This window comes from Pseudomonas sp. JZ134, from assembly GCF_051027695.1.
Taxonomy (GTDB): Bacteria; Pseudomonadota; Gammaproteobacteria; order Pseudomonadales; family Pseudomonadaceae; genus Chryseomonas; species Chryseomonas luteola.
Window position 1 is genome coordinate 3387143 of sequence record NZ_CP069250.1, and the last position, 20774, is coordinate 3407916.

The 20774-nt window shown below is 56.6% G+C and carries 19 protein-coding genes and 1 riboswitch; of the genes, 7 read left to right on the top strand and 12 right to left on the bottom strand.

The genetic code is table 11. The annotated features are described in order from the left end of the window. Window position 1: 1 nt before the first annotated feature. From JQR86_RS15745 to JQR86_RS15760, 4 genes are all read right to left on the bottom strand, one after another. Window positions 2–610: a YqiA/YcfP family alpha/beta fold hydrolase gene (locus tag JQR86_RS15745; protein ID WP_404625403.1), complete on the bottom strand. Its 609-nt coding sequence runs from the start codon at window positions 608–610 to the stop codon at window positions 2–4. 68 nt (window positions 611–678) lie between these two features. Further along, complete coding sequence (gene cpdA, locus JQR86_RS15750; protein ID WP_125887227.1) at window positions 679–1494, bottom strand: 3',5'-cyclic-AMP phosphodiesterase; 816 nt, start codon at window positions 1492–1494, stop codon at window positions 679–681. A 280-nt stretch (window positions 1495–1774) separates the two neighbouring features. After that, a complete protein-coding gene (locus JQR86_RS15755) occupies window positions 1775–2230 on the bottom strand; it encodes a DUF1249 domain-containing protein (protein ID WP_010797081.1) in 456 nt (151 codons plus the stop codon). Beyond that, the gene (locus JQR86_RS15760) at window positions 2221–2841 is read right to left on the bottom strand and encodes an NUDIX domain-containing protein (protein ID WP_010797080.1); all 621 of its coding nucleotides are present in this window, start codon (window positions 2839–2841) and stop codon (window positions 2221–2223) included. The genes JQR86_RS15755 and JQR86_RS15760 overlap by 10 nt, the downstream gene beginning before the upstream one ends. Window positions 2842–3036: 195 nt before the next feature. On the opposite strand from JQR86_RS15760, the gene JQR86_RS15765 reads away from it, so the two are divergent. Continuing rightward, a complete protein-coding gene (locus tag JQR86_RS15765) occupies window positions 3037–3786 on the top strand; it encodes an RsiV family protein (RefSeq protein WP_434153857.1) in 750 nt (249 codons plus the stop codon). Between the two features lie 41 nt (window positions 3787–3827). Here JQR86_RS15765 and cytX read toward each other — a convergent pair whose 3' ends face one another. Continuing rightward, entirely contained in the window at window positions 3828–5102 is a 1275-nt protein-coding gene (cytX, locus tag JQR86_RS15770) for a putative hydroxymethylpyrimidine transporter CytX (RefSeq protein ID WP_434154935.1), read from the bottom strand. A gap of 110 nt (window positions 5103–5212) precedes the next feature. Then, on the bottom strand, window positions 5213–7090 hold the full coding sequence (thiC, locus tag JQR86_RS15775) for a phosphomethylpyrimidine synthase ThiC (protein WP_404625399.1): 1878 nt from the start codon (window positions 7088–7090) through the stop codon (window positions 5213–5215). An 82-nt stretch (window positions 7091–7172) separates the two neighbouring features. After that, a riboswitch (TPP riboswitch) is annotated at window positions 7173–7300 on the bottom strand. A 117-nt stretch (window positions 7301–7417) separates the two neighbouring features. On the opposite strand from thiC, the gene JQR86_RS15780 reads away from it, so the two are divergent. Continuing rightward, window positions 7418–8878 (top strand): TolC family outer membrane protein, encoded by a 1461-nt coding sequence (locus JQR86_RS15780; protein ID WP_074823061.1) that lies wholly within the window; start codon window positions 7418–7420, stop codon window positions 8876–8878. Here the strand turns inward: JQR86_RS15780 and waaA are convergent. Continuing rightward, complete coding sequence (gene waaA / locus JQR86_RS15785; protein WP_434153859.1) at window positions 8867–10144, bottom strand: lipid IV(A) 3-deoxy-D-manno-octulosonic acid transferase; 1278 nt, start codon at window positions 10142–10144, stop codon at window positions 8867–8869. The genes JQR86_RS15780 and waaA overlap by 12 nt on opposite strands. A gap of 69 nt (window positions 10145–10213) precedes the next feature. Further along, window positions 10214–11098, bottom strand: coding sequence for a LysR family transcriptional regulator (locus JQR86_RS15790; RefSeq protein ID WP_150348023.1), 885 nt, complete (start codon window positions 11096–11098; stop codon window positions 10214–10216). 84 nt (window positions 11099–11182) lie between these two features. On the opposite strand from JQR86_RS15790, the gene JQR86_RS15795 reads away from it, so the two are divergent. From JQR86_RS15795 to JQR86_RS15810, 4 genes are all read left to right on the top strand, one after another. Continuing rightward, window positions 11183–11515 carry a DMT family transporter gene (locus tag JQR86_RS15795; protein WP_074823063.1) on the top strand — a complete coding sequence of 111 codons (333 nt, stop codon included), beginning with the start codon at window positions 11183–11185 and terminating at the stop codon, window positions 11513–11515. A 66-nt stretch (window positions 11516–11581) separates the two neighbouring features. Next, window positions 11582–12757, top strand: coding sequence for an NAD(P)/FAD-dependent oxidoreductase (locus JQR86_RS15800; RefSeq protein ID WP_312270524.1), 1176 nt, complete (start codon window positions 11582–11584; stop codon window positions 12755–12757). Next, window positions 12754–13563 carry an aldo/keto reductase gene (locus JQR86_RS15805; protein ID WP_407362857.1) on the top strand — a complete coding sequence of 270 codons (810 nt, stop codon included), beginning with the start codon at window positions 12754–12756 and terminating at the stop codon, window positions 13561–13563. The genes JQR86_RS15800 and JQR86_RS15805 overlap by 4 nt, the downstream gene beginning before the upstream one ends. Before the next feature lie 41 nt (window positions 13564–13604). Beyond that, window positions 13605–14498 (top strand): metal ABC transporter ATPase, encoded by an 894-nt coding sequence (locus JQR86_RS15810; RefSeq protein ID WP_407362856.1) that lies wholly within the window; start codon window positions 13605–13607, stop codon window positions 14496–14498. A 15-nt stretch (window positions 14499–14513) separates the two neighbouring features. Here the strand turns inward: JQR86_RS15810 and hldE are convergent, their stop codons facing one another. The 4 genes from hldE to msbA are packed head-to-tail and all read right to left on the bottom strand — an operon-like array spanning window position 14514 to window position 20128. Next, complete coding sequence (hldE, locus tag JQR86_RS15815) at window positions 14514–15941, bottom strand: bifunctional D-glycero-beta-D-manno-heptose-7-phosphate kinase/D-glycero-beta-D-manno-heptose 1-phosphate adenylyltransferase HldE (RefSeq protein ID WP_434153860.1); 1428 nt, start codon at window positions 15939–15941, stop codon at window positions 14514–14516. 49 nt (window positions 15942–15990) lie between these two features. Beyond that, window positions 15991–17439, bottom strand: a complete 1449-nt coding sequence (locus JQR86_RS15820; RefSeq protein ID WP_434153861.1) for a PIG-L deacetylase family protein — start codon at window positions 17437–17439, stop codon at window positions 15991–15993. Continuing rightward, window positions 17439–18338, bottom strand: coding sequence for a GNAT family N-acetyltransferase (locus JQR86_RS15825; protein WP_434153862.1), 900 nt, complete (start codon window positions 18336–18338; stop codon window positions 17439–17441). Before JQR86_RS15825 ends, JQR86_RS15820 begins: the two co-directional genes overlap by 1 nt. After that, window positions 18335–20128, bottom strand: a complete 1794-nt coding sequence (msbA, locus tag JQR86_RS15830) for a lipid A export permease/ATP-binding protein MsbA (protein WP_434153863.1) — start codon at window positions 20126–20128, stop codon at window positions 18335–18337. Before msbA ends, JQR86_RS15825 begins: the two co-directional genes overlap by 4 nt. On the opposite strand from msbA, the gene JQR86_RS15835 reads away from it, so the two are divergent. Beyond that, entirely contained in the window at window positions 20129–20770 is a 642-nt protein-coding gene (locus JQR86_RS15835; RefSeq protein WP_434153864.1) for a toluene tolerance protein, read from the top strand. It abuts the gene before it with no gap. Window positions 20771–20774 lie beyond the last annotated feature (4 nt).

Below are 20774 nucleotides of genomic sequence, written 5' to 3' on the forward strand. Positions count from 1 at the left end.
TCTATTTGAAAGTCGAAAAATCGATGCCATGCCACAAGACAGGCGAGAAACCGGCAAAGGACAATAGCGAAGGCAGCTTTTCAGCGAAGTTCTGGAAACCATGGTCTCCACCCGCTTCGATGCGCAATGCACATCCTTGATAAAGCGCCTGGGCGTCGCGATAGTCGAGCGTCTCGTCAGCCGTCTGCAGCCACACCTGGTAGCGGGAAGGATCCTGAGGCGCGCCCACATCAAGCGCCGCCAGCGCGTCAACGTGAGCGTCCGTCAATACCCACTCCTCACCGCTGTAATAGTTTTTCTGCGGCCCCCGATAAGCATCGATCAAACGCCAGGGGCGCACTGCCGGATTAACCAGTAGGGCCTTCAGGCCATAACGCTCGGCAAGAACGGTGGCATAGTAGCCGCCTAATGAACTGCCGACCAGTAAAGGCTGGCCCAAAGCAGCCAGAGATGTCTCAAGCTGAGACATGGCAATGACAGGGTCATAATGAAGATCAGGCACGCGAACGCACCCCTGCAGGCCGAGCTGCTGCATGCAGGCATGGAGCTGGCGAGCTTTGAGGGAAGCCGACGAGCTATTGAAGCCGTGGATATACAGTACAGAAGGCACCGGTTAATCCTGTATAAATAACCAGTGCTATATTAACCTTTTTTTGGCTCCTCTTGAAGGCCTATCGGCTAATAACCACTGCCCTGGAAATCCACATTGAAATCCACCCCTTCTACCCGCGAGATGCCGGTTTCAATCGTACCGTCCGGTAACAGCCTGAGCCAGCGGTAGCCTGGGGCTTGCATGCCCACTTTGAAATCGATGCTGTTCGGCTCGAACTGCAGCCCTGTTGACGGTGATGCCAACAGGCGTACGCCGTTACGTATCTGATCGAATTCCTGATGGATATGGCCCCAGAGAATGACGCGCACCTGCGAATACCGATCCAGCACTTCAAAAAGCGCCTCAGGATTGAGAACCCCTAACGGCTCCATCCACTGGCAGCCCACCTGAACAGGGTGGTGATGGAAAGACACCAGCACGTGTCGATCCGGTGCTTCGCTCAGTGCCTTTTCGAGCAGCTCGAGCTGCTCCTGGTCGAACCGCCCGGGCACGGCACCATTAATAGTCGAATCCAGCATGATCAGCCGCCACTGCCCCATATCGAGCACGGGGTCCATGAGGTCTGTTCCGGCACAGAAGGTTTGCATTACCTTGACCTTGTCATGGTTGCCCGGCAACCAGCGGGCAGGCGCATCAAGGCAAGCCGTAAGCTCCTTGAAGGACTGGTAGGCCTCGGGCGTACTTTCCTGTGCCAGGTCTCCGCTGGCCAGTATCAGGTCTATCGTCGGCTGCTCGGCTCGTACGCGCTCTACAACCTGTTCCAGGCTATAGCGGGTATCCAACCCCAACAGGCGCCCCTCGGGAGAGGAAAACAGGTGACTATCGGTAAGCTGGACCACAAGCGGTGCAGCGAGGAAATCTGGCGACGTAGCCAAAGCCATCTCCTTGAATCGCGGCGTCTACAACAAATCAAAGTGTAGAGAGTGCATGTAAGCGCACCTAACAGATGGTGCACAGTTCACACTTGTAACCGATGAACTGTATGCCGACCCCTGTTTGACAAGGTATTACATCACGCAGCGACAAAAGGTCGTTTTACGGCAGCAGGCGACGGTAGCAGCATCAAATTAAATGCTAGCACAAAGCCATTATTTGCGTATCGATCCGTGGCTGGGAGTTTCTATGGCGGCGAGACACGCGCGCCGGAGGACAAAGCGGTAATCAGCGTTGCAGGACAGGTTCGGACTCGTGTCCGCATGCCATGCAGTGGCTCAACCATTCGCCTAGAAACAAATTCAGCTGCGTCTTTTCGTCAGGATGGTTCATCAGCTCGTTCGGATACGGATAGATTGCCTGTAACCGGCGGGTCGGCCCCGCGCTGATGACCTCTGCCATGCGTGCATCATGGTAAACACGCACTTCAAGCCTGGGCACAGGCAACCAGGGAAGCCCAAGCTCCTGGCTGACCTGCAGTGTTGTTGTATATGGACACGCCTCGGTCACTTCCAAGGCCAGTATGCCCAACAGCTTTTCTCCTTGCGAAAGCGCCACACGACGGGAAATCAGTGCCTCGCGCATCTTGGGAAGAAGCTGCATCAGTCGCAGATAGTTGGACTCGCACGTGGCCTGCAGCCCCGGCAAGTCAACTCGGTAGCGATCCCGCCCTTTCAAACCCATAAACCACGTACCTCGGCGCGATTGAGCGCCAGCCATTGCAAGGCAATCATTGCCGCTGCGTTATTGATTTTTCCATTCTTGACGGCGTCCAGCGCATCCTCAAAAGGCATGACGTGAACACGAATATCTTCCCCTTCTTCAGGCAAGCCGTGCACACCGCCAGCCTCGTCGCTGTCCACACGGGCCAGGAAGAGATGCACCAGCTCGTCACTGCCACCTGGAGAGGGGAAGTAAGTGGAGATGGGCCATAGCGATTGCAAGGCCAGACCAGCCTCTTCTTGCGCTTCGCGATGAGCGACCTCTTCGGGCACCTCATGGCTCTTGTCGATCAGCCCGGCTATCGGCTCAAGCAGCCACGGATTATCACTTTTATCGATGGCCCCAACCCTGAACTGCTCTACCAGCACTACCTTATCCCGCTTGGGATCGTAGGGCAGTACGCAGACCGCATCGTGCCGAACAAAAAGCTCCCGATCCAACCGGCGACCCATTTCGCCGGAAAACAACCGATGCCGTAAATATAGACGGTCTACGCGATAAAACCCTTTGAAACACTCTTCGCGGCGCTCAATTTCGAAGTCGCCTGGGGCTGACTTTACGTTTTCGCTCATCTAAGCCTCTCCGGACTTCAGTCGTGACAATCGCGCCATCCTAGCGTGACCGCTTGAAGGATGCAGCCCCTTGGCAGTACCGCCCGGAAGACAGGAAGATATGCGGATGACTGAACGGTTTGATGCCGAACTCATTGCACCGGATGCACTCGAAGCACATCCTGAGCACAGCCCCTCTACCTACCAAGGAGCCCCATGCGACTGTCCAAACTACTCGTTATCGCCAGCGCGGCCGTTTTATTGAGTGCCTGCCAAAGCTTTTTCAAGCCTGACCTGAACGAACCGCTCAAGCCCAAGCGTGTGGCGTGGGAGCACCGTCCGGCGGGCTGCGCCAATGCTGACTGCCCCTTCGTCAATATCGATACGCTGAAGTTCGACGATGAACACCTTAATGCGATCATCGAGCAAGCCTTGCTTGAGGAAACCCGACCGGAACCGGGAGCCCCGGTAGCACAGTCGCTGGACGCTTACGAGCAGGACTTCCTGCGCAATGCGCAGCCGCGCTGGAGCAGTTACCTGCAGGCCAACATACGCGAGCAGCATGACGGGCTGGTGATTGTCGAGCTGTCATCCTATCTGGACACAGGCGGTGCCCACGGCCAGCCGGGCCGCAGCATCATCAATTATGATCGTCAGCAAAAGAAAGTCCTGACGCTTCAGGACATCCTGGTGCCAGGACAGGAACAGGCTTTCTGGGATGTAGCCAAAACCGCCCACCAGGCATGGCTGATAGCCAACGGACTCAAGGACGACGGTGCCTTCGAGAAAGAATGGCCCTTCGTCAAGACATCCAACATTGCACTGGATTTCGGTGCCGTCACGCTGAAGTATGATGTCACCAGCATTGCGCCCTACTCCATGGGCCATCCGCTTATCAAGATTCCCTATCCCAAGCTGAACGGCATCGTGCGCCCTGAATACTTTCCAGGCCGCCGCGCGCTGTAAGCCTGCTAGCCTGGCGATGCGAATCGCCAGGCTACCGACTCCTACCGTGCAATCAGTCTCCCCAGCACCAACTGAAGTAGACCCGCCAGGATCAGCGCCGGCAGGGTTGCCCCCAGTACGGGCCAGAAAGCAGCAAGCAGATGATAGATCGCTACACCGCAGCCCCAGGCGATGAGGGTGTCCCAGCGCAGCGTCGTCATGGCTACATGATCGGCGTGCTGGGTACGAAGGATAAAATGGTCGACCAGTACCACGCCAAAAAGTGGGGCGAATACCGACCCGATGAGCAGTAGAAAGTGCTCGTATTCAGCCAGGGCAACCTGCCACGCGATGAGTGTACACAGCACGCCGAAAGCCAGTGACAGATGCTCGACCTTGAGCCGAACCAAAATGCCGGAAGACACGGCAGCTGAATGAATAGCCGCAAATGTATTTTCCGACTCATCTAGCAGGATCAGCAGCAGGGGTATGCCTACGCCTGCGCCCGCCAGGGCCAGTAACAGAGCATTGGTCTGGCTTGCATCGGCGAAAGCCAGGGTATAGGCCACACCCAGTCCCATCAGCCAGAAGTTGCCCAGGCAGTAACCAATGGCCGTGCCGCCAAACACGCCAGCCTGCCCGCGCCCAAACCGAGCATAGTCGGCAATCAGTGGTAACCAGGACAGCGGCATGGCGATAGCAATATCGAATCCGGCTGCAAAATTCAGTGATCCATCACCAGGACGCGCCCACAGCGCAGCCAGATCTGCCTTGGAGAAGAAATTCCAGGTCAGCCAAATGCAGGCGGCCAGGAGCAGCCAAATACCCCAGCGACGCAGAATGCGGCGAACGAAGGTAAGCGGACCGGCGACCGCCAGAATCGTGACCAGTACGCCGAATGTCAGCGTCCAGAAGACCGGATTGGCCAGCCAGCCACCCGCCCTCAGGTAACGGTCCGTTAGGAGAAGGGCTGCATCTCTCATAACCACCAGCTCGAAGCTGCCCCATCCTACCAGCTGCAGGATGTTCAGTACGGCAGGAACTACCGCACCGTAGCGCCCAAGGTTCAGCTTGAGCGCCGACATGGCTGAAAGGCCGGTGCGGCTCCCGATGGTCCCAACAACGGCCAGGAGCAGTGAGCCGGCAACCGAACCACATAGAATCGTAAGCCAGCCGTGGGCAAGGCCAAGTCCGGGAGCAAGAAGCGCCCCGGTCTGAACCACCATGAGCCCGACGCTGAGCGAAAACCACAGGGAAAAGAAATCACGTCCGCCTAATACACGGCGTGCGTCAGGCACCACGATGTCGGGTGAATAGGTGCTGGTCGTACTCACGATAAACGATATCTCGGGTAGTCAACGGGACAGGCGCACTTTTTGAGTCGCCCGGAACATAACAAGAAGCCGCGCCCAGGGACGCGGCTTGGCACTACACAACAACCCGCGCGTTAAACTTGCTTGTAAATCACACTTCCCTCTTCCTTGAACCGTGCTGCCTGCTCCTGAAACCCGGCTTCGATGGCTCTTTGCTCATCGGTCAACCCATTCTCCTTGGCGTAATCACGCACTTCCTGAGTAATCTTCATGGAGCAGAACTTGGGCCCGCACATCGAGCAGAAATGCGCCACCTTGGCAGAGTCCTTGGGCAGGGTCTCGTCGTGGAAAGCACGCGCTGTGTCCGGGTCCAGGCCTAGGTTGAACTGGTCTTCCCAGCGAAATTCGAAGCGTGCCTTGCTTAGTGCGTTATCGCGGATCTGGGCGCCAGGATGACCCTTGGCGAGGTCAGCGGCGTGGGCAGCGATCTTATAAGTGATGATGCCGGTTTTGACGTCGTCCTTGTTGGGCAAGCCCAGGTGTTCCTTGGGCGTGACATAACACAGCATGGCACAGCCGAACCAACCGATCATGGCGGCGCCGATACCAGAGGTAATGTGGTCATAGCCGGGGGCGATGTCCGTGGTCAGGGGGCCAAGCGTGTAGAACGGCGCCTCGTCGCAGCATTCGAGCTGCTTGTCCATGTTTTCCTTGATCAGCTGCATCGGCACATGGCCCGGACCTTCGATCATGCACTGGACGTCATGCTTCCAGGCCAGCTTGGTCAGCTCGCCCAACGTTTCCAGCTCACCAAACTGGGCGGCATCATTGGCATCTGCAATAGAGCCCGGCCGCAGGCCATCCCCCAGGGAGAAGCTGACGTCATAAGCCTTCATGATTTCGCAGATTTCTTCGAAATGCGTATACAGGAAGTTCTCCTGGTGATGCGCCAGACACCACTTGGCCATGATGGAACCGCCGCGCGAAACGATACCGGTCACGCGCTTGGCCGTCAGCGGCACGTAGCGCAACAGTACCCCCGCATGAATGGTGAAGTAGTCCACGCCCTGTTCGGCCTGCTCGATAAGCGTGTCGCGGAAGATCTCCCAAGTCAGGTCCTCGGCTACACCACCGACTTTTTCCAGCGCCTGATAGATCGGAACCGTCCCGATCGGGACCGGACTGTTACGCAGGATCCACTCACGCGTCTCGTGAATATGCTTACCGGTAGACAGGTCCATCACCGTATCAGCGCCCCAGCGGATGCCCCAGGTCAGTTTTTCCACCTCTTCCTCGATTGAAGACCCCAGCGCACTGTTACCGATGTTGCCGTTGATCTTCACCAGGAAGTTGCGGCCGATGATCATCGGCTCCAGTTCAATATGGTTGATGTTTGCAGGGATGATGGCGCGGCCACGGGCCACTTCGTCCCGGACGAACTCCGCGGTAATTTCTTTCGGGATGGCAGCACCAAAGCTTTGCCCGCCGTGTTGCTGCGTCAAAAGACCCGCCTCCCGAGCCTCCTGAAGCTTCATGTTCTCGCGAAGGGCAATGTATTCCATTTCCGGCGTGATGATGCCTTTCCTGGCGTAATGCATCTGACTGACGTTGTGCCCTGCCTTGGCCCGTCGTGGAGTCCGAACATGGGCAAACCGCAGGGCATCAAGGGCCGGATCATCCAGGCGAGCACGCCCGAACTCGGAGGAAAGCCCCGGTAGAATCTCGGTATCACCACGCTCATCGATCCAGCGCGAGCGAACATCCGGCAGCCCCTTGCGTAGATCGATGCGTACATCCGGGTCTGTATATGGGCCTGATGTGTCGTAAACAAATACCGGCGCATTCTTCTCGCCGCCGAACGCGGTTGGCGTGTCACCCAGACGGATCTCACGAACCGGCACGCGGATATCCGGCCGGGAGCCGGTCAGGTAGACCTTTCGGGAATTGGGAAACGGCTGGGTGGACTGGCGATCGACCTGAGTGAAATCGGTGACATTGTTCTGCTTGTTCATCGAGGCTCTCCTGGTAGGCACGGTGCCGGGGAAGAACCTGATACACAGGAACAGGCGGATGCCTGCAAGGTGGTCTGTTCGAGCGAACAGACCTCTTGTTCCCTACGCGGGTTGGCACGTCGCACGCGACGAGTCTAGCCCGATCAGGTTCAACGGGATCCGGGACTACCCGATCTCAGCGCTTCGTATGACGCACCCCGACAAGAACGTCTGCAGTGTAAACACAGAATGCGTTACCCGCCAGGAAACTTCACAGCATATTTTCTCTCGTATGGCCGATACGGCTACACTCGCCCTACAACATGGAAAGCTATGCCAGGACCTCACATGCTGCGTATCGTTCTCTTTTCAACCCTGAGCTGTGCCTGCAGCCTGGTTATGGCTCAGCCAGCAGAGTCGTCTACTACACAGAACGGACTGGTCGCGGTTTACCAGGAAGCCCTCAACAATAACTCCGATCTGGCAGCCGAGCGTGCCGGCCTTGCCGCGCAGCGGGAAGCCATTCCGCAAGCCCGCGCAGGCCTGCTACCGCAGCTCAGCTTGGGCGCTCAAGTCAATGACACCCATATGAGTCTGGGACTGAAGCAGAACGACACTTTAGGGATTGCAGAAGGTCGCTATAAGAGTGATCGCAGCAGTCAGATGATCCAGGCCAACCTCAGCCAGCCGCTGTTCCGGGCAGATCGTTGGTTTCAACTCCAGGCAGCCAAGGCCGGTACGGAACAGGCCGAGTACCAGTTTTCAGCCGCCCAGCAGAACCTGATCCTGCAAACGGCGGAAGGCTACTTCAGCGCCTTGCGTGCCCAGGATGCCCTGGCGACTGCCAGGGCTGAGGAGGCAGCCCTCTTCCGCCAACTCGACCAGACCCGGGAGCGGTTCAAGGTGGGGCTGACGGACGAAACTGATGTACTCCAGGCCCAGGCCAGTTATGACACAGCCAAGGCCAACAGCTCTCTGGCTTCGCGTAATGTCCAGGATGCCTTTCAGGGGCTGGTCCGTCTGACCAACCGGGAGTACAACGCGCTCGAAGGCATTCGCCACGATCTGCCGATCCTGCCCCCCATGCCCAACGATGCCAAGGCCTGGGTCGATCGCGCCGTGGCGCAGAACCTCCAGCTGCTGGCCTCCAACTCAGCCGTAGACACGGCGCAGGAAACCTTACGCCAGCGCAAGGCCGGACACCTACCCACCGTGGATGCGGTGGCACGCTACCAGCGCGGTGACAATGACGCTTTCAACCTGCCCAATCCGGGTGTCGATATTTTCGACAGCCCTGTCAGCCAGCGCAGCGTGGGCGTGCAGATCAATGTTCCCCTTTATACCGGCGGGCTGACCAGCTCCCAAATACGCGAAGCCTATCAGCGGCTGGACCAGAGCGAGCAGCAGCGCGAGAGCATGCGCCGTGAGGTGGTACAAAATACACGCAACTACCATCGCGCCATTAACACCGATGTTGAGCAGATTGCTGCACGCAAGCAAAACATTGCGTCCAGCCAGCGCGCCCTCGAAGCGACCCAGATCGCTTATCAAGTAGGCACACGCAGTATCGTTGATGTACTCGACATACAGCGCCAGCTCTATAACGCCGTTCGTGAGTACAACAATGCTCGCTATGACTATATCCTGGATAACCTGCGCCTGAAGCAGTCAGCCGGCATTCTGAGCCCGAACGACCTGCTTGAACTGTCGCGCTATTTGAAACCTGACTACGATCCGGACCGTGACTTCCTGCCTCCGGATCTGGCCAAACCCATCAGTATGACGCAGCGGCCCTCGTTAAGACCCTGACGAATGCCTGATCAACCGATCCAGCCCATCCAGCAGGCGCTGCAAGGCGCCCTGGTTGGCTTTGAGTACAGCCAGTCCGCCCTGCCGCATCTGGTCGGCTGCATGCTCATCCGTCAGCAGCAGCTGGAGCGCCTCAGCAATATCCTCGGCGCTCCTTACATCACGCAAGGCCTGCGCATCGCGCAGTTGCGCCGCGATGTCCAGAAAGTTAAACACATGCGGTCCGGAAAGAACCGGCTTACCCAGGGCTGCCGGCTCCAGAAGGTTATGCCCGCCCCGCTCGATCAGGCTACCTCCTACAAAAGCGACATCCGCTGCGGCATATAAGAAGAGCAACTCGCCCATCGTATCGCCTAGGTAAACGGCCGTGTCGTGAGCAACCGGCTCGTCCTTCGAGCGGCGCGCAGTGCTCAACTGGCTCTGCTGACAATGCTTGTAAACATCATCGAAACGCTCAGGATGACGCGGCACCAGTATCATCAGCGCGTCAGGTAAGTGCTGGCGTAACCGCGTATGGGCCGCCAGAAGAATCTCGTCCTCGCCGGCATGGGTACTGGCTGCAATCCAGACAGGGCGATGTCCCCAGGCTTCTCGCAACACCTCTGCACGACTAATCAGCGCCGGATCGATACTCAGGTCGAATTTGATGGATCCTGTCACAGTGACACACTCAGGCCGGGCCCCAAGCGAGGTAAACCGCTCGGCCTCCGCCGGTGTCTGGACTGCGATCCAGTCCATGGATGACAGCATGGGGCGCGTGACACCCTCCAGACGGCCATATCCTTTTGCCGATCGTGCAGACAGGCGGGCATTGGCCAGTGCTACCGGAATCCCTCGACGGGTGCACTGATGGATATAGTTGGGCCAGAGCTCGGTCTCCATAATGACAGCTAGCGTCGGTCGTACATGATCCAGAAACCGTGCGACTGCGCAGGGCACATCATAAGGTAGATAACAATGCTGAACCTGGTCACCAAACAGCGCCCGAATTCGCTCTGAACCGGTAGGCGTCATACAAGTTACCGTGACGGGCAAATCGGGATGCCGTTCGATCAGAGCCCGTACCATTGGCGCAGCGGCAATACTTTCTCCCACTGAAACCGCATGTATCCAAAGACCACCAGGCCGCATGGGCGGAAGGCCAAGGGAAAACCGCTCCCCCATGCGCTGACGATAGAGCGGCGCCTTACGCGAGCGGAGCACTAAGCGCACGGCAATGAAAGGAAGGGCAATATAGAAAAGCAGGCTATAGAGAATTCTGTTCATGGCGGCGGAGCTTAGCCCGCTTTGCATGGAAAGGCGATGGCAAAGCCCTCTGTTGATCCTAGGACGGCCTTAACCAATGGCTTGCAGCTGCTCGGCAAAGTGCTCACCCAGCCAGCGCGCTGCTGGCCCCTGGGGCTCGTCACGCCGCCAGACCAGCTCAACCACCAGCGGGGGCGGCGTCCAGTCGCTGGCCAACTCCACCAGATGATTAAGATAAGTAGGGTAGCGGGCCACATGACGAGGCAACCAGGCCCAACCAATGTCACGCATGACCAACTCTGCTGTCACATAGAAACTGTCGGCTCGCCAGACGTGTGGACTGATCGGCTCGCCGCCCGGGTAACCGCTCTGATAAGGCGCAATGAGAATCTGCCGGTGCTGAGCTAATTGCTGACGCGTGATGCGAGCATAGTGAGCTAAGGGATGACCTGCCCCACACACCGTAACCATCTCCACCAGACTAAGCCGCCTGCGCTCCAGGGCATCGGGCATGTGCTCGTGATGGAACATGAGTCCAAGGTCAGCTCGGCGATCAAGCAGCTTTCGCGCAACCTCTCCCTGGGCGCCACTGGCAAGCTGTACATCCAGAAAAGGATAGGTCGCTGCCAGGGTCTCAAGGCTGTTGACGATAGGCTGATACGGCATCGCTTCATCATGAGCCAAGCGCAAGCGAGTTTCCTCGCCCTGTGTCAGCCCCAGCGCCCGACTTTCGAGGCGTTCACAATGCCTCAGAATTTCCCGCGCCTCATCAAGCAGCGCCCGTCCCGACTCGGTCAGCCGAGGCTGTCGTCCACTGCTGCGCTCGAACAGCAGGACGCCAAGGTCTGCTTCCAGCAAGGCAATTGAGCTGCTGATAGCTGACTGGGCGCGCCCCAACCGGCGAGCCGCTGCAGAGAACGAACACGTCTCAGCCACACTCACAAACAGACAGACCTGATCAAGGCTCCACTGCATAACCTATCTCCATCACAGATAGGTAATCACTTTATCCCATCACAAGAAAAACTAGACTGGGCGTTTTCAATCAGGATGCTTCTTATGATCGGCTACATTTATCTGGCTATCGCCATCGCGGCTGAAATCGTTGCGACGACCGCAATGAAGGCTTTGGATGGCTTCAACAAACCGCTCCCGCTGGTGCTGGTTATCGTTGGCTACGCCGTTGCCATTGGTTTTCTTTCTCAGGTGGTCAAAATCATTCCAGTCGGTATTGCTTATGCCATCTGGTCAGGCATGGGAATCGTGTTGGTCAGCATAGCGGCTGCCGTCATATACAAGCAGACACTTGATCTGGCCGCCATACTGGGCATGGGTCTTATCATCCTGGGCGTTATTGTCATTCAACTGTTTTCAAAGAGTACAGGACATTGACCTGAGACCTACGCCTGCAATCGCCTCACGTTATACTGCACGCCTGTTTTTGAAAGAGTCCTGCACATGAGCCCAGCACTGAGCACCGATATTCTGATCGTCGGCGGAGGCATTGCCGGCCTGTGGCTGAACGCCCGTCTACGCCGAGCGGGTTTTGCCACAATCCTGATCGAGTCGGGCACCCTGGGGGGCGGGCAAAGCATGAAGTCCCAGGGCATTATCCATGGCGGTGCCAAATATGCCTTGCACGGCGCGCTAACAGGTGCCTCGGAGGCCATTGCCGAAATGCCTCGCCGCTGGCGCGACAGCCTGGCCGGGACGGGCGAGCTGGATCTGCAGGGTGTCCGCATCCTTTCGGAAGCACATTATCTCTGGTCTCCCGGCACGCTCGCCGGCAACCTCACCAGCTTTTTTGCAAGCAAGGCCGTTCGCGGTCGAGTCGAGCCCGTCAAGGGATCGGACCTGCCTCCTGCCCTGCAGGATCGTGCCTTCAAGGGCAAGGCCTATCGCTTGGCAGAGCTGGTACTGGATGTGCCGAGCCTCATTGCGCGTCTGGCAGAGCTGGCAGGTGACAGCGTGATGAAAGGACAACGCCTTGACCCCATCCTTGAGGATGGGCAACTGGTGGGGCTGATCGTGGACGGCCAGCCTATCCGCGCTCAGCGAGTAGTACTGAGCTCAGGCGGAGGCACCGAAGCCCTGCTACGTGACCTGGGCCTTGAGCAACCGGCCATGCAGCGCCGCCCATTGCATATGGTGCTGGTCAAGGCGCCTACACTCAAACCACTTTATGCCCACTGCCTGGGCGGCGGTTCGAAGCCCCGTATTACAGTGACCACACACCCCTCAGCTGACGGGCAATGGGTCTGGTACTTAGGAGGTGAACTGGCTGAAGCCGAAGGTGTAGCACGTTCAGAAGACGAGCAGATTGCAGTGGCTCGTCATGAGCTGGAAAAGCTGCTGCCCTGGATAGACCTCTCCCAGGCGCGGTGGGCCACCTTGCGGGTAGACCGTGCAGAGCCGGCGCAATCCAGCATGGCCCGTCCAGATAATGCCTTTGTGGCGGAACACGGCCATCTGCTGGTCGGCTGGCCAACCAAATTGGCCCTGGCGCCTGATTTTTCTGATCGAGTCTTTGCGGTCCTTGAGCGAGAAGGTATTCGCCCCGGTACGCATCCCGCCCTTCCTTCGCACCCTATGCCACCGATGGGTATCCCAGTTTGGGAGACGCTGTTGCCATGAAAACCTTGCACGATTACTACCGCCCCCTAGGCGCGACCGGACTCATGGTTTCACCACTGGGGCTTGGTACCGTGAAGCTGGGCCGTGATCAGGGTGTGAAATATCCCAATGGCTTCACGATTCCTGATGACCGTGAAGCTGCTGACCTACTGACCCTTGCCCATGAGCTGGGTATCAACCTCATCGATACTGCTCCCGCCTATGGTCATAGCGAAGAACGCCTGGGCAAGCTGCTCAAGGGGCAGCGCGACAATTGGGTTATCGTCAGCAAAGTGGGAGAAGAGTTCGAGTCCGGCCAATCACGACACGACTTCAGTGCTCAGCACACTCGGTTTTCCGTCGAACGCAGCCTGAGGCGATTGGAGACCGACTGCATTGACTTGGTACTCGTACACTCCAACGGACACGATCTCGATATTCTGGAGCAGTCAGATGTCTACACGACCCTGGAGACGCTCAAGCGCGAGGGCTCCATTCGCGCTTTCGGCCTTTCCGGCAAGACAGTAGAGGGTGGCCTGCTGGCGCTCGACAAAGGCGATTGCGCCATGGTGACGTACAACCTCAACGAGCAGAGCGAGCGGCCGGTCATCGACCATGCGACCGCTATTGGCAAGGCGATTCTCATCAAAAAGGCGCTGGCCAGCGGACATGTCTGTCTTGGGAGTGGCGTGGACCCCGTCCAGGCCAGTTTTGAACTGGTACTTGGTCATCCAGGAGTGGCCAGCGCTATCATCGGAACCATCAATCCGTTGCACCTGTCGCATAATGTCCGTGTCGCTGCTAGCGTGATCGAGTCCAGACGTTAACGCGCACGGGGCATCCATGATAACAATTTCAGGAGTCTGCCATGCCTCAACTCATTGCGCGTCAGAACCCCAAGGCATTCAAGACCCTGCCGCTGCTGGTTGAAGGCAGCCCGGAAAAGCTGGTTTACCAGGCCTTGGGCCAACCCTTGAATTTCAACGAGGTGCTGGAGCGCCGCCGTCCGATTGCCGCCGAAGATGAACAACGCTTTTCACTTGAGCTGGCAAACCTGGGCGTTTCGGTCAGAATCACGCTGAACTGGCAAGGGCATGATCATTGGCTGCTGGTCCGTCAGAAGCGGGTCGATCGTGGCGATACCGTACTGAAACTGATATCTGGTTACGTACCTGCCCATGAGCTTAACCTTCCACTGCTTACGGCCGTTCAAGAAGTGGCTGAAGAGTGCCTGTTTGAAACCCCCGACGGTTGGCTACAGGGCCGTTTTACCGATACCTGGTTGCCTACGCCTTACGAGGGAGCACTGAAGTACCGGGAAAACGGCCATTTCACCCTCACCCCTCGTACTGGGGCCGCACGTCCTGTCCAGTGCGGCAGTTTGGCGCTGATCGAGCGGCCACGCGCTTACGTGCATACGCCTACCGCATCGCTGCAGCTGGTCTATGACATGCAGATGGAGCTACCCAAGGATATCCGCACGCCTAGTCTTTTCCATGTGGATGACAAGGTGGAGGATGGACAGCTCATCGCACGCCTGGACAGGCGCCGCCCGGATATTTATCTGCTGGCAGTGGATCAGGGTCGCCCTACCGGCGAGCTGTTTACCTTGCATGAGGGGCAACGCCAGCCTGTAAGCACCCGAGGCCTATGGCTCTCGGAAAGCTTTGCCGAACAGCGCGGCTGGCTCGTGCATGAAGAACGGGTACGCTGGCAGGATTGGCTGAGCCGCCTGGGCACAGTCAAGGAGAAGGCGTCCTGACGGACGCCGTTTCTATCAGGAGCTTCCGCGAATTCGCTCGACAATTGCGGTAGTTGAACTGTTTTCGACGACGCCCAGTACCTTTACTTCACCACCATAGGCTTGAACCAAGGGTGCTCCGACTACCTCATCGACGCTCTTGTAATCTCCGCCCTTTACCAGTACATCGGGCTTTACCTGCTTGAGCAGCTCCTCGGGTGTGCTTTCGCTGAAAGGAATGACCCAATCCACTGCGCCCAGGCCGGCCAACACCGCCATTCGACGATCGGCGGTATTGATAGGGCGGCCCGGCCCCTTCAGGCGGGTGACGGATGCGTCATCATTCACCGCTACAATCAGGCGGTCACCCAGTGCACGTGCCTGCTCAAGATAAGCCACATGACCAGCATGAAGGATATCGAAACAGCCGTTGGTGAAAACGATCTTCTCGCCATGGGCACGTGCATCCTCAATAGCAACCTGCAACTGTTCCAGAGCCAATACACCTCGCTCCGAGCCTTCCTCTCGCTGCACCGCACGGCGAAGCTCCGGAGCGCTGATTGCAGCAGTGCCCAGCTTGCCCACTACAATACCTGCAGCAAGGTTCGCCAGAGCGACCGCATTGTGCAGCTCCTCGCCCGCAGCCAGCGCGGCCGCCAGGGTCGAAATAACGGTATCGCCCGCGCCGGTTACATCGAAGACCTCCCGTGCACGAGCAGGTAGATGGAACGGCTGCTGGTCAGGCCGCAACAGCGTCATTCCGTTTTCACCACGGGTTACCAGCAGCGCACCCAGCTCAAGCTCAGCGATCAGTTTGCAGCCTTTGGCGACCAGATCAGCTTCGTCGGTGCAGGGTCCTACAATCGCCTCGAATTCGCTCAGGTTGGGCGTAATCAGGCTAGCGCCCCGGTAGATTGAAAAATCCTTGCCTTTGGGATCTGCCAGTACCGGAATATTGCGAGCACGGGCCAGCTGGATCAGGTCCTGATGGTTTCTGAGCGCGCCTTTGCCGTAGTCGGAAAGGACCAGCACCTTTACACCTGCCAGCATGGAGCGCGTATCTGCTGCCAACGCCTGGGTATCGGTCTTGAATGATTCTTCAAAATCGACACGCAGTAGTTGCTGGTGACGGCTCATGATCCGCAGCTTGACGATGGTCGGCTGTCCGGCGATACGCTGAAAACGCGCCTCGACCTTGGCGGCCTTCAGGCTGTCAGCCAAGGCGTCGGCGGCCTCATCCTGGCCTGTTACACCGACCAGATAGGCAGGTGCCCCCAAGGCAGCAATATTGAGCGCCACGTTGGCAGCACCGCCGGGGCGATCTTCATTCTGATCAACCCGTACGACAGGCACAGGCGCCTCGGGCGAGATTCGCGACGTTGCACCATGCCAATAACGATCGAGCATGACATCGCCGACCACGAGCACGGGGGCTTGATCAAAACGGGGCATGGTCAGCTTCATGGAAAGACTCCAAACGTCAAAACGGCGGCGATGATACCACAGGGTTAAATCAGTCCCCGAGCGGCCCATGCCTCAGATCTTTTACGAAAAACAGCTCATGACGGCGAACGGCTTTGCGGAAGAATTCGTCCTCTCCCGTCACTGGCCATTGACGCCCTGTCAAAACAGACTGAAGCAGTCGGCGCAAACGTTTCTTGAGTGGTGGCGGAACAAGCAGATCATGCTGCATGCCCAGCGCCATGGCCTTATCGAGCTGAGTCTGCGCACTCAACACTGGACTCCAGACAGGTAGCATCGGCAAAGGCTCGATGGCCGGCGGCAATGCGATACCGTTACCCGACGGTCCCATCGGCCAGCGGTCGTTGTCGTGCAAGTGGTTCGCATAAAGCAACGCCGTATCTGGCTTCCAGCTACTGAACTGGACGGCCTCCTCTACCGCCTGGGCTGCTTGAACATGGTCCGCATGAGGGTCCAGCTGGGGATGGGGAAACACCATCACTTCCGGCTGAAAATGTTCGATGAGCGCAACCAGGTCGGCAATCAGATTATTCCAGGAGGGTTGCCCGTCCGTGTCACCCGGAAGACGCAACGGATTAAAGCGCCGTACCGGACGAATATCTACATCACCTGACTCGCGTGAGCCAAACGCCTGCTCTGGCGCAGCATGCATGGCCGGTAGCTGAAGGCAAAAATAGCCCAGCTGAACGCAACGCGTCATGGGCACACCGCCCCATAGCGGTACAGCCAGGCTGTCCCATGTCCGCAAGCGTCCTTTGAGCCTGGCTGCTTCAGCAGTACTGAGGCCAAGTCGCTCATAGTACTCGGCCTCGATCTCTCCTTGCGTCAAGGTAACAATCGAAGCCTCGGCACAACCACTGTAAAGACCGAACGCGGCCAACTCCGCATCGTCCGCATGGGGCGCAATTACCATTACACGTTTGGAGGCATAATCTGGATTGGAAAACCCATGCAGTGTCACAGAACCAACGACCCGGCAAAAACGGCCCCGGACAGATACTCGCCCTTCACGCAAGGCCTCGGAAAAGCCTGACAGGTTAAGGTAGCGGCGACCTTGCACGCCCCGCTCGAAATCCTGACGATCCTCCTGGCTACCAGCGCGAATCACAACATAAGGGTCGAACAAGCGGCCTAAAAAGCCTGCCTTGATTTCGCATTCCAATACCAGGGATTGCAACTCATCTGAAAGCTCATACCCTTTCAACGTCAAGACGTTGTCCGTGATCTCAACCGGCAGGCGTACACTGCTCTCAGGAAAGTCATACCGGTAATCATCATGTGGCGCATAGAACAGATGATCCGCGAACCAGGCCTCATGAACAATCCAGACAGCCACTATCGCAAGAGGTACCAGCCACCAAGGCAGCACCTGTACAAACGCAGCACCGAGCAGAGCAAGCAGAAACAACGCAATGATACCTAGTGCGATCCGCTTATGGCGCCGGTGCCGCTTGAGTAACCTTTGTTTACGCGCACTCATCACTTCACCTCGTGGACCGGCACTCGGTTGCACCAGCGATCCTTGTACTCACGATCCGCACGGCCAAACGAAAAGCGCAGGTCCTTGCCTAGCGCACGAGCCTCCTCCCAGGCCGCCTGGGTATTGAGGAAGCTCAGTACACTGCCCGGACTGAAATCCCGGCTCTCCGGCGCCACACCACCATTAACGTATTCAACACTGATCCACCGAGGGGATTCGACACGGTAAAGCACCTGAATGGCAGCTGGAGCATCGTCCAGAAAGATGACGGAACCCATCATGAATTCGCGTAACAGAGAGAAGACGTCAGCCAGATGAGCTTTGGCAGGTACCTCGAAGGCCCAGCGGCGCTCGAACAGATCGGCATAGAACGCTGCCAGTTCTGCTGGTGTAAAGTCACTGACAGGCCGAACCTGCCCACCCGCCTCTTCCAGCAGACGCAACTCGCGGCGCTGGTTGTAACGAAACTTCTTTGAAAGCTCCTCCGGCGCACGTGCAATTGCCAGACATTCTTTTTGCTGACGTGCAGTCGAGATATGCGCGGCACTTAGCGAAGATAAATACCGGGCCTTCTGGCGCAGCGGAGCCTGAGCATTCTCCTGAGCTGGCAGAATGATTTCTGCGTTCCCCAGGTCGAAGTAATCACGTTTACCCTTGCGCTTGAGCACATCGCGAGACAGCGCAATGTGCCCATCCCAGCACGCTACCGCCATCTGCAGCTCGCCGCTGGCTGGCCATCCCAGATAGCGGACCGGAAGCCCAACCAGATCAGACAGGCGTGCAACGATCTCTGGATGGGTGGCAACACTGCCACCCCATGTTTGCCACGCTCGGGCATAAGCTGGTGCATCAATCTCAACCCAGCCGCGCTCACGCCACGCCCTAAACAACTCCATCATGAAACGTGCGTGCCTTCTTCATCGAGTGTCGTTGCGCCTTTTTCGACCTGACTGTTATGCAGGCGGGCATAATAGCCATTCTGCGCCAATAGCTCGGCATGCGTACCACGTTCCACGATACGCCCCTGATCCATGACTAGAATCAGATCGGCCTTTTCAATGGTGCTCAGCCGGTGCGCAATCACCAATGTGGTTCGGCCAGTCATAACCCTGTCCAGCGCCGCCTGGATATGCCGCTCGGATTCGGTATCCAATGCAGAGGTGGCTTCATCCAGGATCAGCACGGGCGCATTCTTCAAAAGCGCCCGTGCAATGGCCAGACGCTGACGCTGACCGCCTGAAAGCAGTACACCGTTCTCACCGACCAGTGTTTCATAACCCTCAGGCAAACGCTGGATGAATTCGTCGGCATAGGCGGCCTTGGCAGCTTCGAGCACCTGCTCGAATGGCGCACCAGCCAGATCACCATAAGCAATATTATTGGTGACCGTGTCGTTGAACAGCGTGACCTGCTGTGTCACTAGAGCAATGTGCCGACGCAGATTGGGCAACCGATAACGCTGGATGTCCAGATCATCCAGCAGAATCTGGCCCTGCGTGTGCTGATAGAAACGGGGAATCAAGTTGGCCAGTGTCGACTTTCCGCTGCCCGAGCGTCCTACCAGCGCCACCATTTGTCCAGGTTCCGCCACGAACGAGATATCGTCCAGAACCGGCTTTTCGGTACCGGGATAGGTGAAGTTCAGATTCCTGACTTCCAAACGCCCTTGCGCTCGAGCTCGTTCCTCAGTCCCTTCGTCCACTTCCGAGACTTCATCCAACTGCTCGAAAATGCTTTCAGCACCTGCCAGACCTTTTTGGATAGTGGCGCTGACTTCGGAGAGCTGGCGAATAGGCTTAGGCAGCAAACCAGCGGCGGTAATATAGGCGATTAGCTCCCCGGGCGTAGAGTCGCCGCGCAAGTAAAGAACCATATACATCAGTAGCGCCATCCCAATGTATATTACCAACTGCAGAAGAGGCGTATAAACTGACTGAGTACGCGTCATATTCAGGCTGCGGTTCATGTTGTCAGCGCTGGCTTTGTGGAAACGATGGCGCTCGTAAGCCTCTCCATTAAAACTGCGTACAACTCGGAAACCCTGAATGGTTTCAGAGGCCACATGAGTTACATCGCCCATGGCTACCTGAATTTTTTTGCTCTGCTTGCGGAATTTTTTGCTCGCAGCGGTCACCATAATCGCTATGACTGGTAAAATGGCAACCAAAACCATCGTTAATTGCCAGTTGGTAAAAAGCAAATAACCGAATAAGAAGACCACGGTAAAGCCCTCACGGATTACCACTTTAATTGCATCCGTGGCAGCTCCGGTTACCATCGTCACGTTATAAGTAATGCGTGAGATCAGATGCCCACTGTTGTGATTATCAAAGTAGCGATTAGGCAATGTCAGCAAGTTATCAAACAGCGCACAACGTAGGTCATGCACTACCCCACGGGCTACCTTGGCCAAGAAGTAATTGCCCAAGTATGAACCTATACCTTGGTACAGTGCGATGAACACAATCATAAGCGGAACGCCTAGCACCAGCGGAACACCAAAAAACTCTGTTTCATCGGGCCTTTGCAGGCCGTCCAAAAAATACTTCAAAATGTCAGCAAGCATGGGTTGGCTGGATGCGAAGAGCAGAAAGCCTATGATGCTGATAGCAAAAGCGGTCCAATAAGGCAAAACGTATTTTAGAAGCCTGAGATAAATTTTCAGACTTGATTGGTCACTAGCAGCCATATGACAAACTCACACATTGGCAAGAAAGAAATGCGAAGTATATCAGCGCAAGACTTAGAGGTCTGGGTCAAAAATGGCAAAATATTGGAGCGGGATACTCGAGGCCCAAAAGTTATAGCACTGTCTAGCGGTTTGTTTTTGAAAGTGTTTCATGTCAGAAAAAAAACCATCTTAACAAACCTCTACCCTCCGGCGATCAGTTTTTTTCAGAACACTCAAAGATTAATTGCGCTTGGGCTAGCTGCACCAAATGTTACAGATGTTTTTTGGACTGATCGGGCCACAGGCACTAGCGCATGTCTTTATGAACCCTTACCAGGCGAGTCGCTAGAAACCATTTTTAAGCGATGCCCCGAGGAAATAAATAGAAACTTATATAGTATTGCTGCCTTTATTTTAGAGCTTCATCAAAAAGGAATTTATTTTAGATCTCTTCACCTAGGCAACATAATTCAAACTAATGAGAAATGCTTTGGCCTCATTGACGTATTAGATCTCAAATTTAAGAGCGGTCCGTTGAAATCTAGACATATTAGAAGAAACTTCAACCATCTAACGAATTATCTTGAAAGAAGAAATTTAAATTCATTTCCTATAGAAATATTGCTCCAGACCTATAAAGACTTAAAAAAAACAGAATAACTCT

Excerpts from the sequence above, each read along its gene's own strand:
- cpdA (WP_125887227.1), bottom strand. The coding sequence starts at position 1,494 with ATGGCTTTGGCTACGTCGCCAGATTTCCTCGCTGCACCGCTTGTGGTC.
- JQR86_RS15755 (WP_010797081.1), bottom strand. The coding sequence starts at position 2,230 with ATGGGTTTGAAAGGGCGGGATCGCTACCGAGTTGACTTGCCGGGGCTG.
- JQR86_RS15760 (WP_010797080.1), bottom strand. The coding sequence starts at position 2,841 with ATGAGCGAAAACGTAAAGTCAGCCCCAGGCGACTTCGAAATTGAGCGC.
- JQR86_RS15765 (WP_434153857.1), top strand. The coding sequence starts at position 3,037 with ATGCGACTGTCCAAACTACTCGTTATCGCCAGCGCGGCCGTTTTATTG.
- thiC (WP_404625399.1), bottom strand. The coding sequence starts at position 7,090 with ATGAACAAGCAGAACAATGTCACCGATTTCACTCAGGTCGATCGCCAG.
- JQR86_RS15780 (WP_074823061.1), top strand. The coding sequence starts at position 7,418 with ATGCTGCGTATCGTTCTCTTTTCAACCCTGAGCTGTGCCTGCAGCCTG.
- waaA (WP_434153859.1), bottom strand. The coding sequence starts at position 10,144 with ATGAACAGAATTCTCTATAGCCTGCTTTTCTATATTGCCCTTCCTTTC.
- JQR86_RS15790 (WP_150348023.1), bottom strand. The coding sequence starts at position 11,098 with ATGCAGTGGAGCCTTGATCAGGTCTGTCTGTTTGTGAGTGTGGCTGAG.
- JQR86_RS15795 (WP_074823063.1), top strand. The coding sequence starts at position 11,183 with ATGATCGGCTACATTTATCTGGCTATCGCCATCGCGGCTGAAATCGTT.
- JQR86_RS15800 (WP_312270524.1), top strand. The coding sequence starts at position 11,582 with ATGAGCCCAGCACTGAGCACCGATATTCTGATCGTCGGCGGAGGCATT.
- JQR86_RS15805 (WP_407362857.1), top strand. The coding sequence starts at position 12,754 with ATGAAAACCTTGCACGATTACTACCGCCCCCTAGGCGCGACCGGACTC.
- JQR86_RS15810 (WP_407362856.1), top strand. The coding sequence starts at position 13,605 with ATGCCTCAACTCATTGCGCGTCAGAACCCCAAGGCATTCAAGACCCTG.
- hldE (WP_434153860.1), bottom strand. The coding sequence starts at position 15,941 with ATGAAGCTGACCATGCCCCGTTTTGATCAAGCCCCCGTGCTCGTGGTC.
- JQR86_RS15820 (WP_434153861.1), bottom strand. The coding sequence starts at position 17,439 with ATGAGTGCGCGTAAACAAAGGTTACTCAAGCGGCACCGGCGCCATAAG.
- JQR86_RS15825 (WP_434153862.1), bottom strand. The coding sequence starts at position 18,338 with ATGATGGAGTTGTTTAGGGCGTGGCGTGAGCGCGGCTGGGTTGAGATT.
- msbA (WP_434153863.1), bottom strand. The coding sequence starts at position 20,128 with ATGGCTGCTAGTGACCAATCAAGTCTGAAAATTTATCTCAGGCTTCTA.
- JQR86_RS15835 (WP_434153864.1), top strand. The coding sequence starts at position 20,129 with ATGACAAACTCACACATTGGCAAGAAAGAAATGCGAAGTATATCAGCG.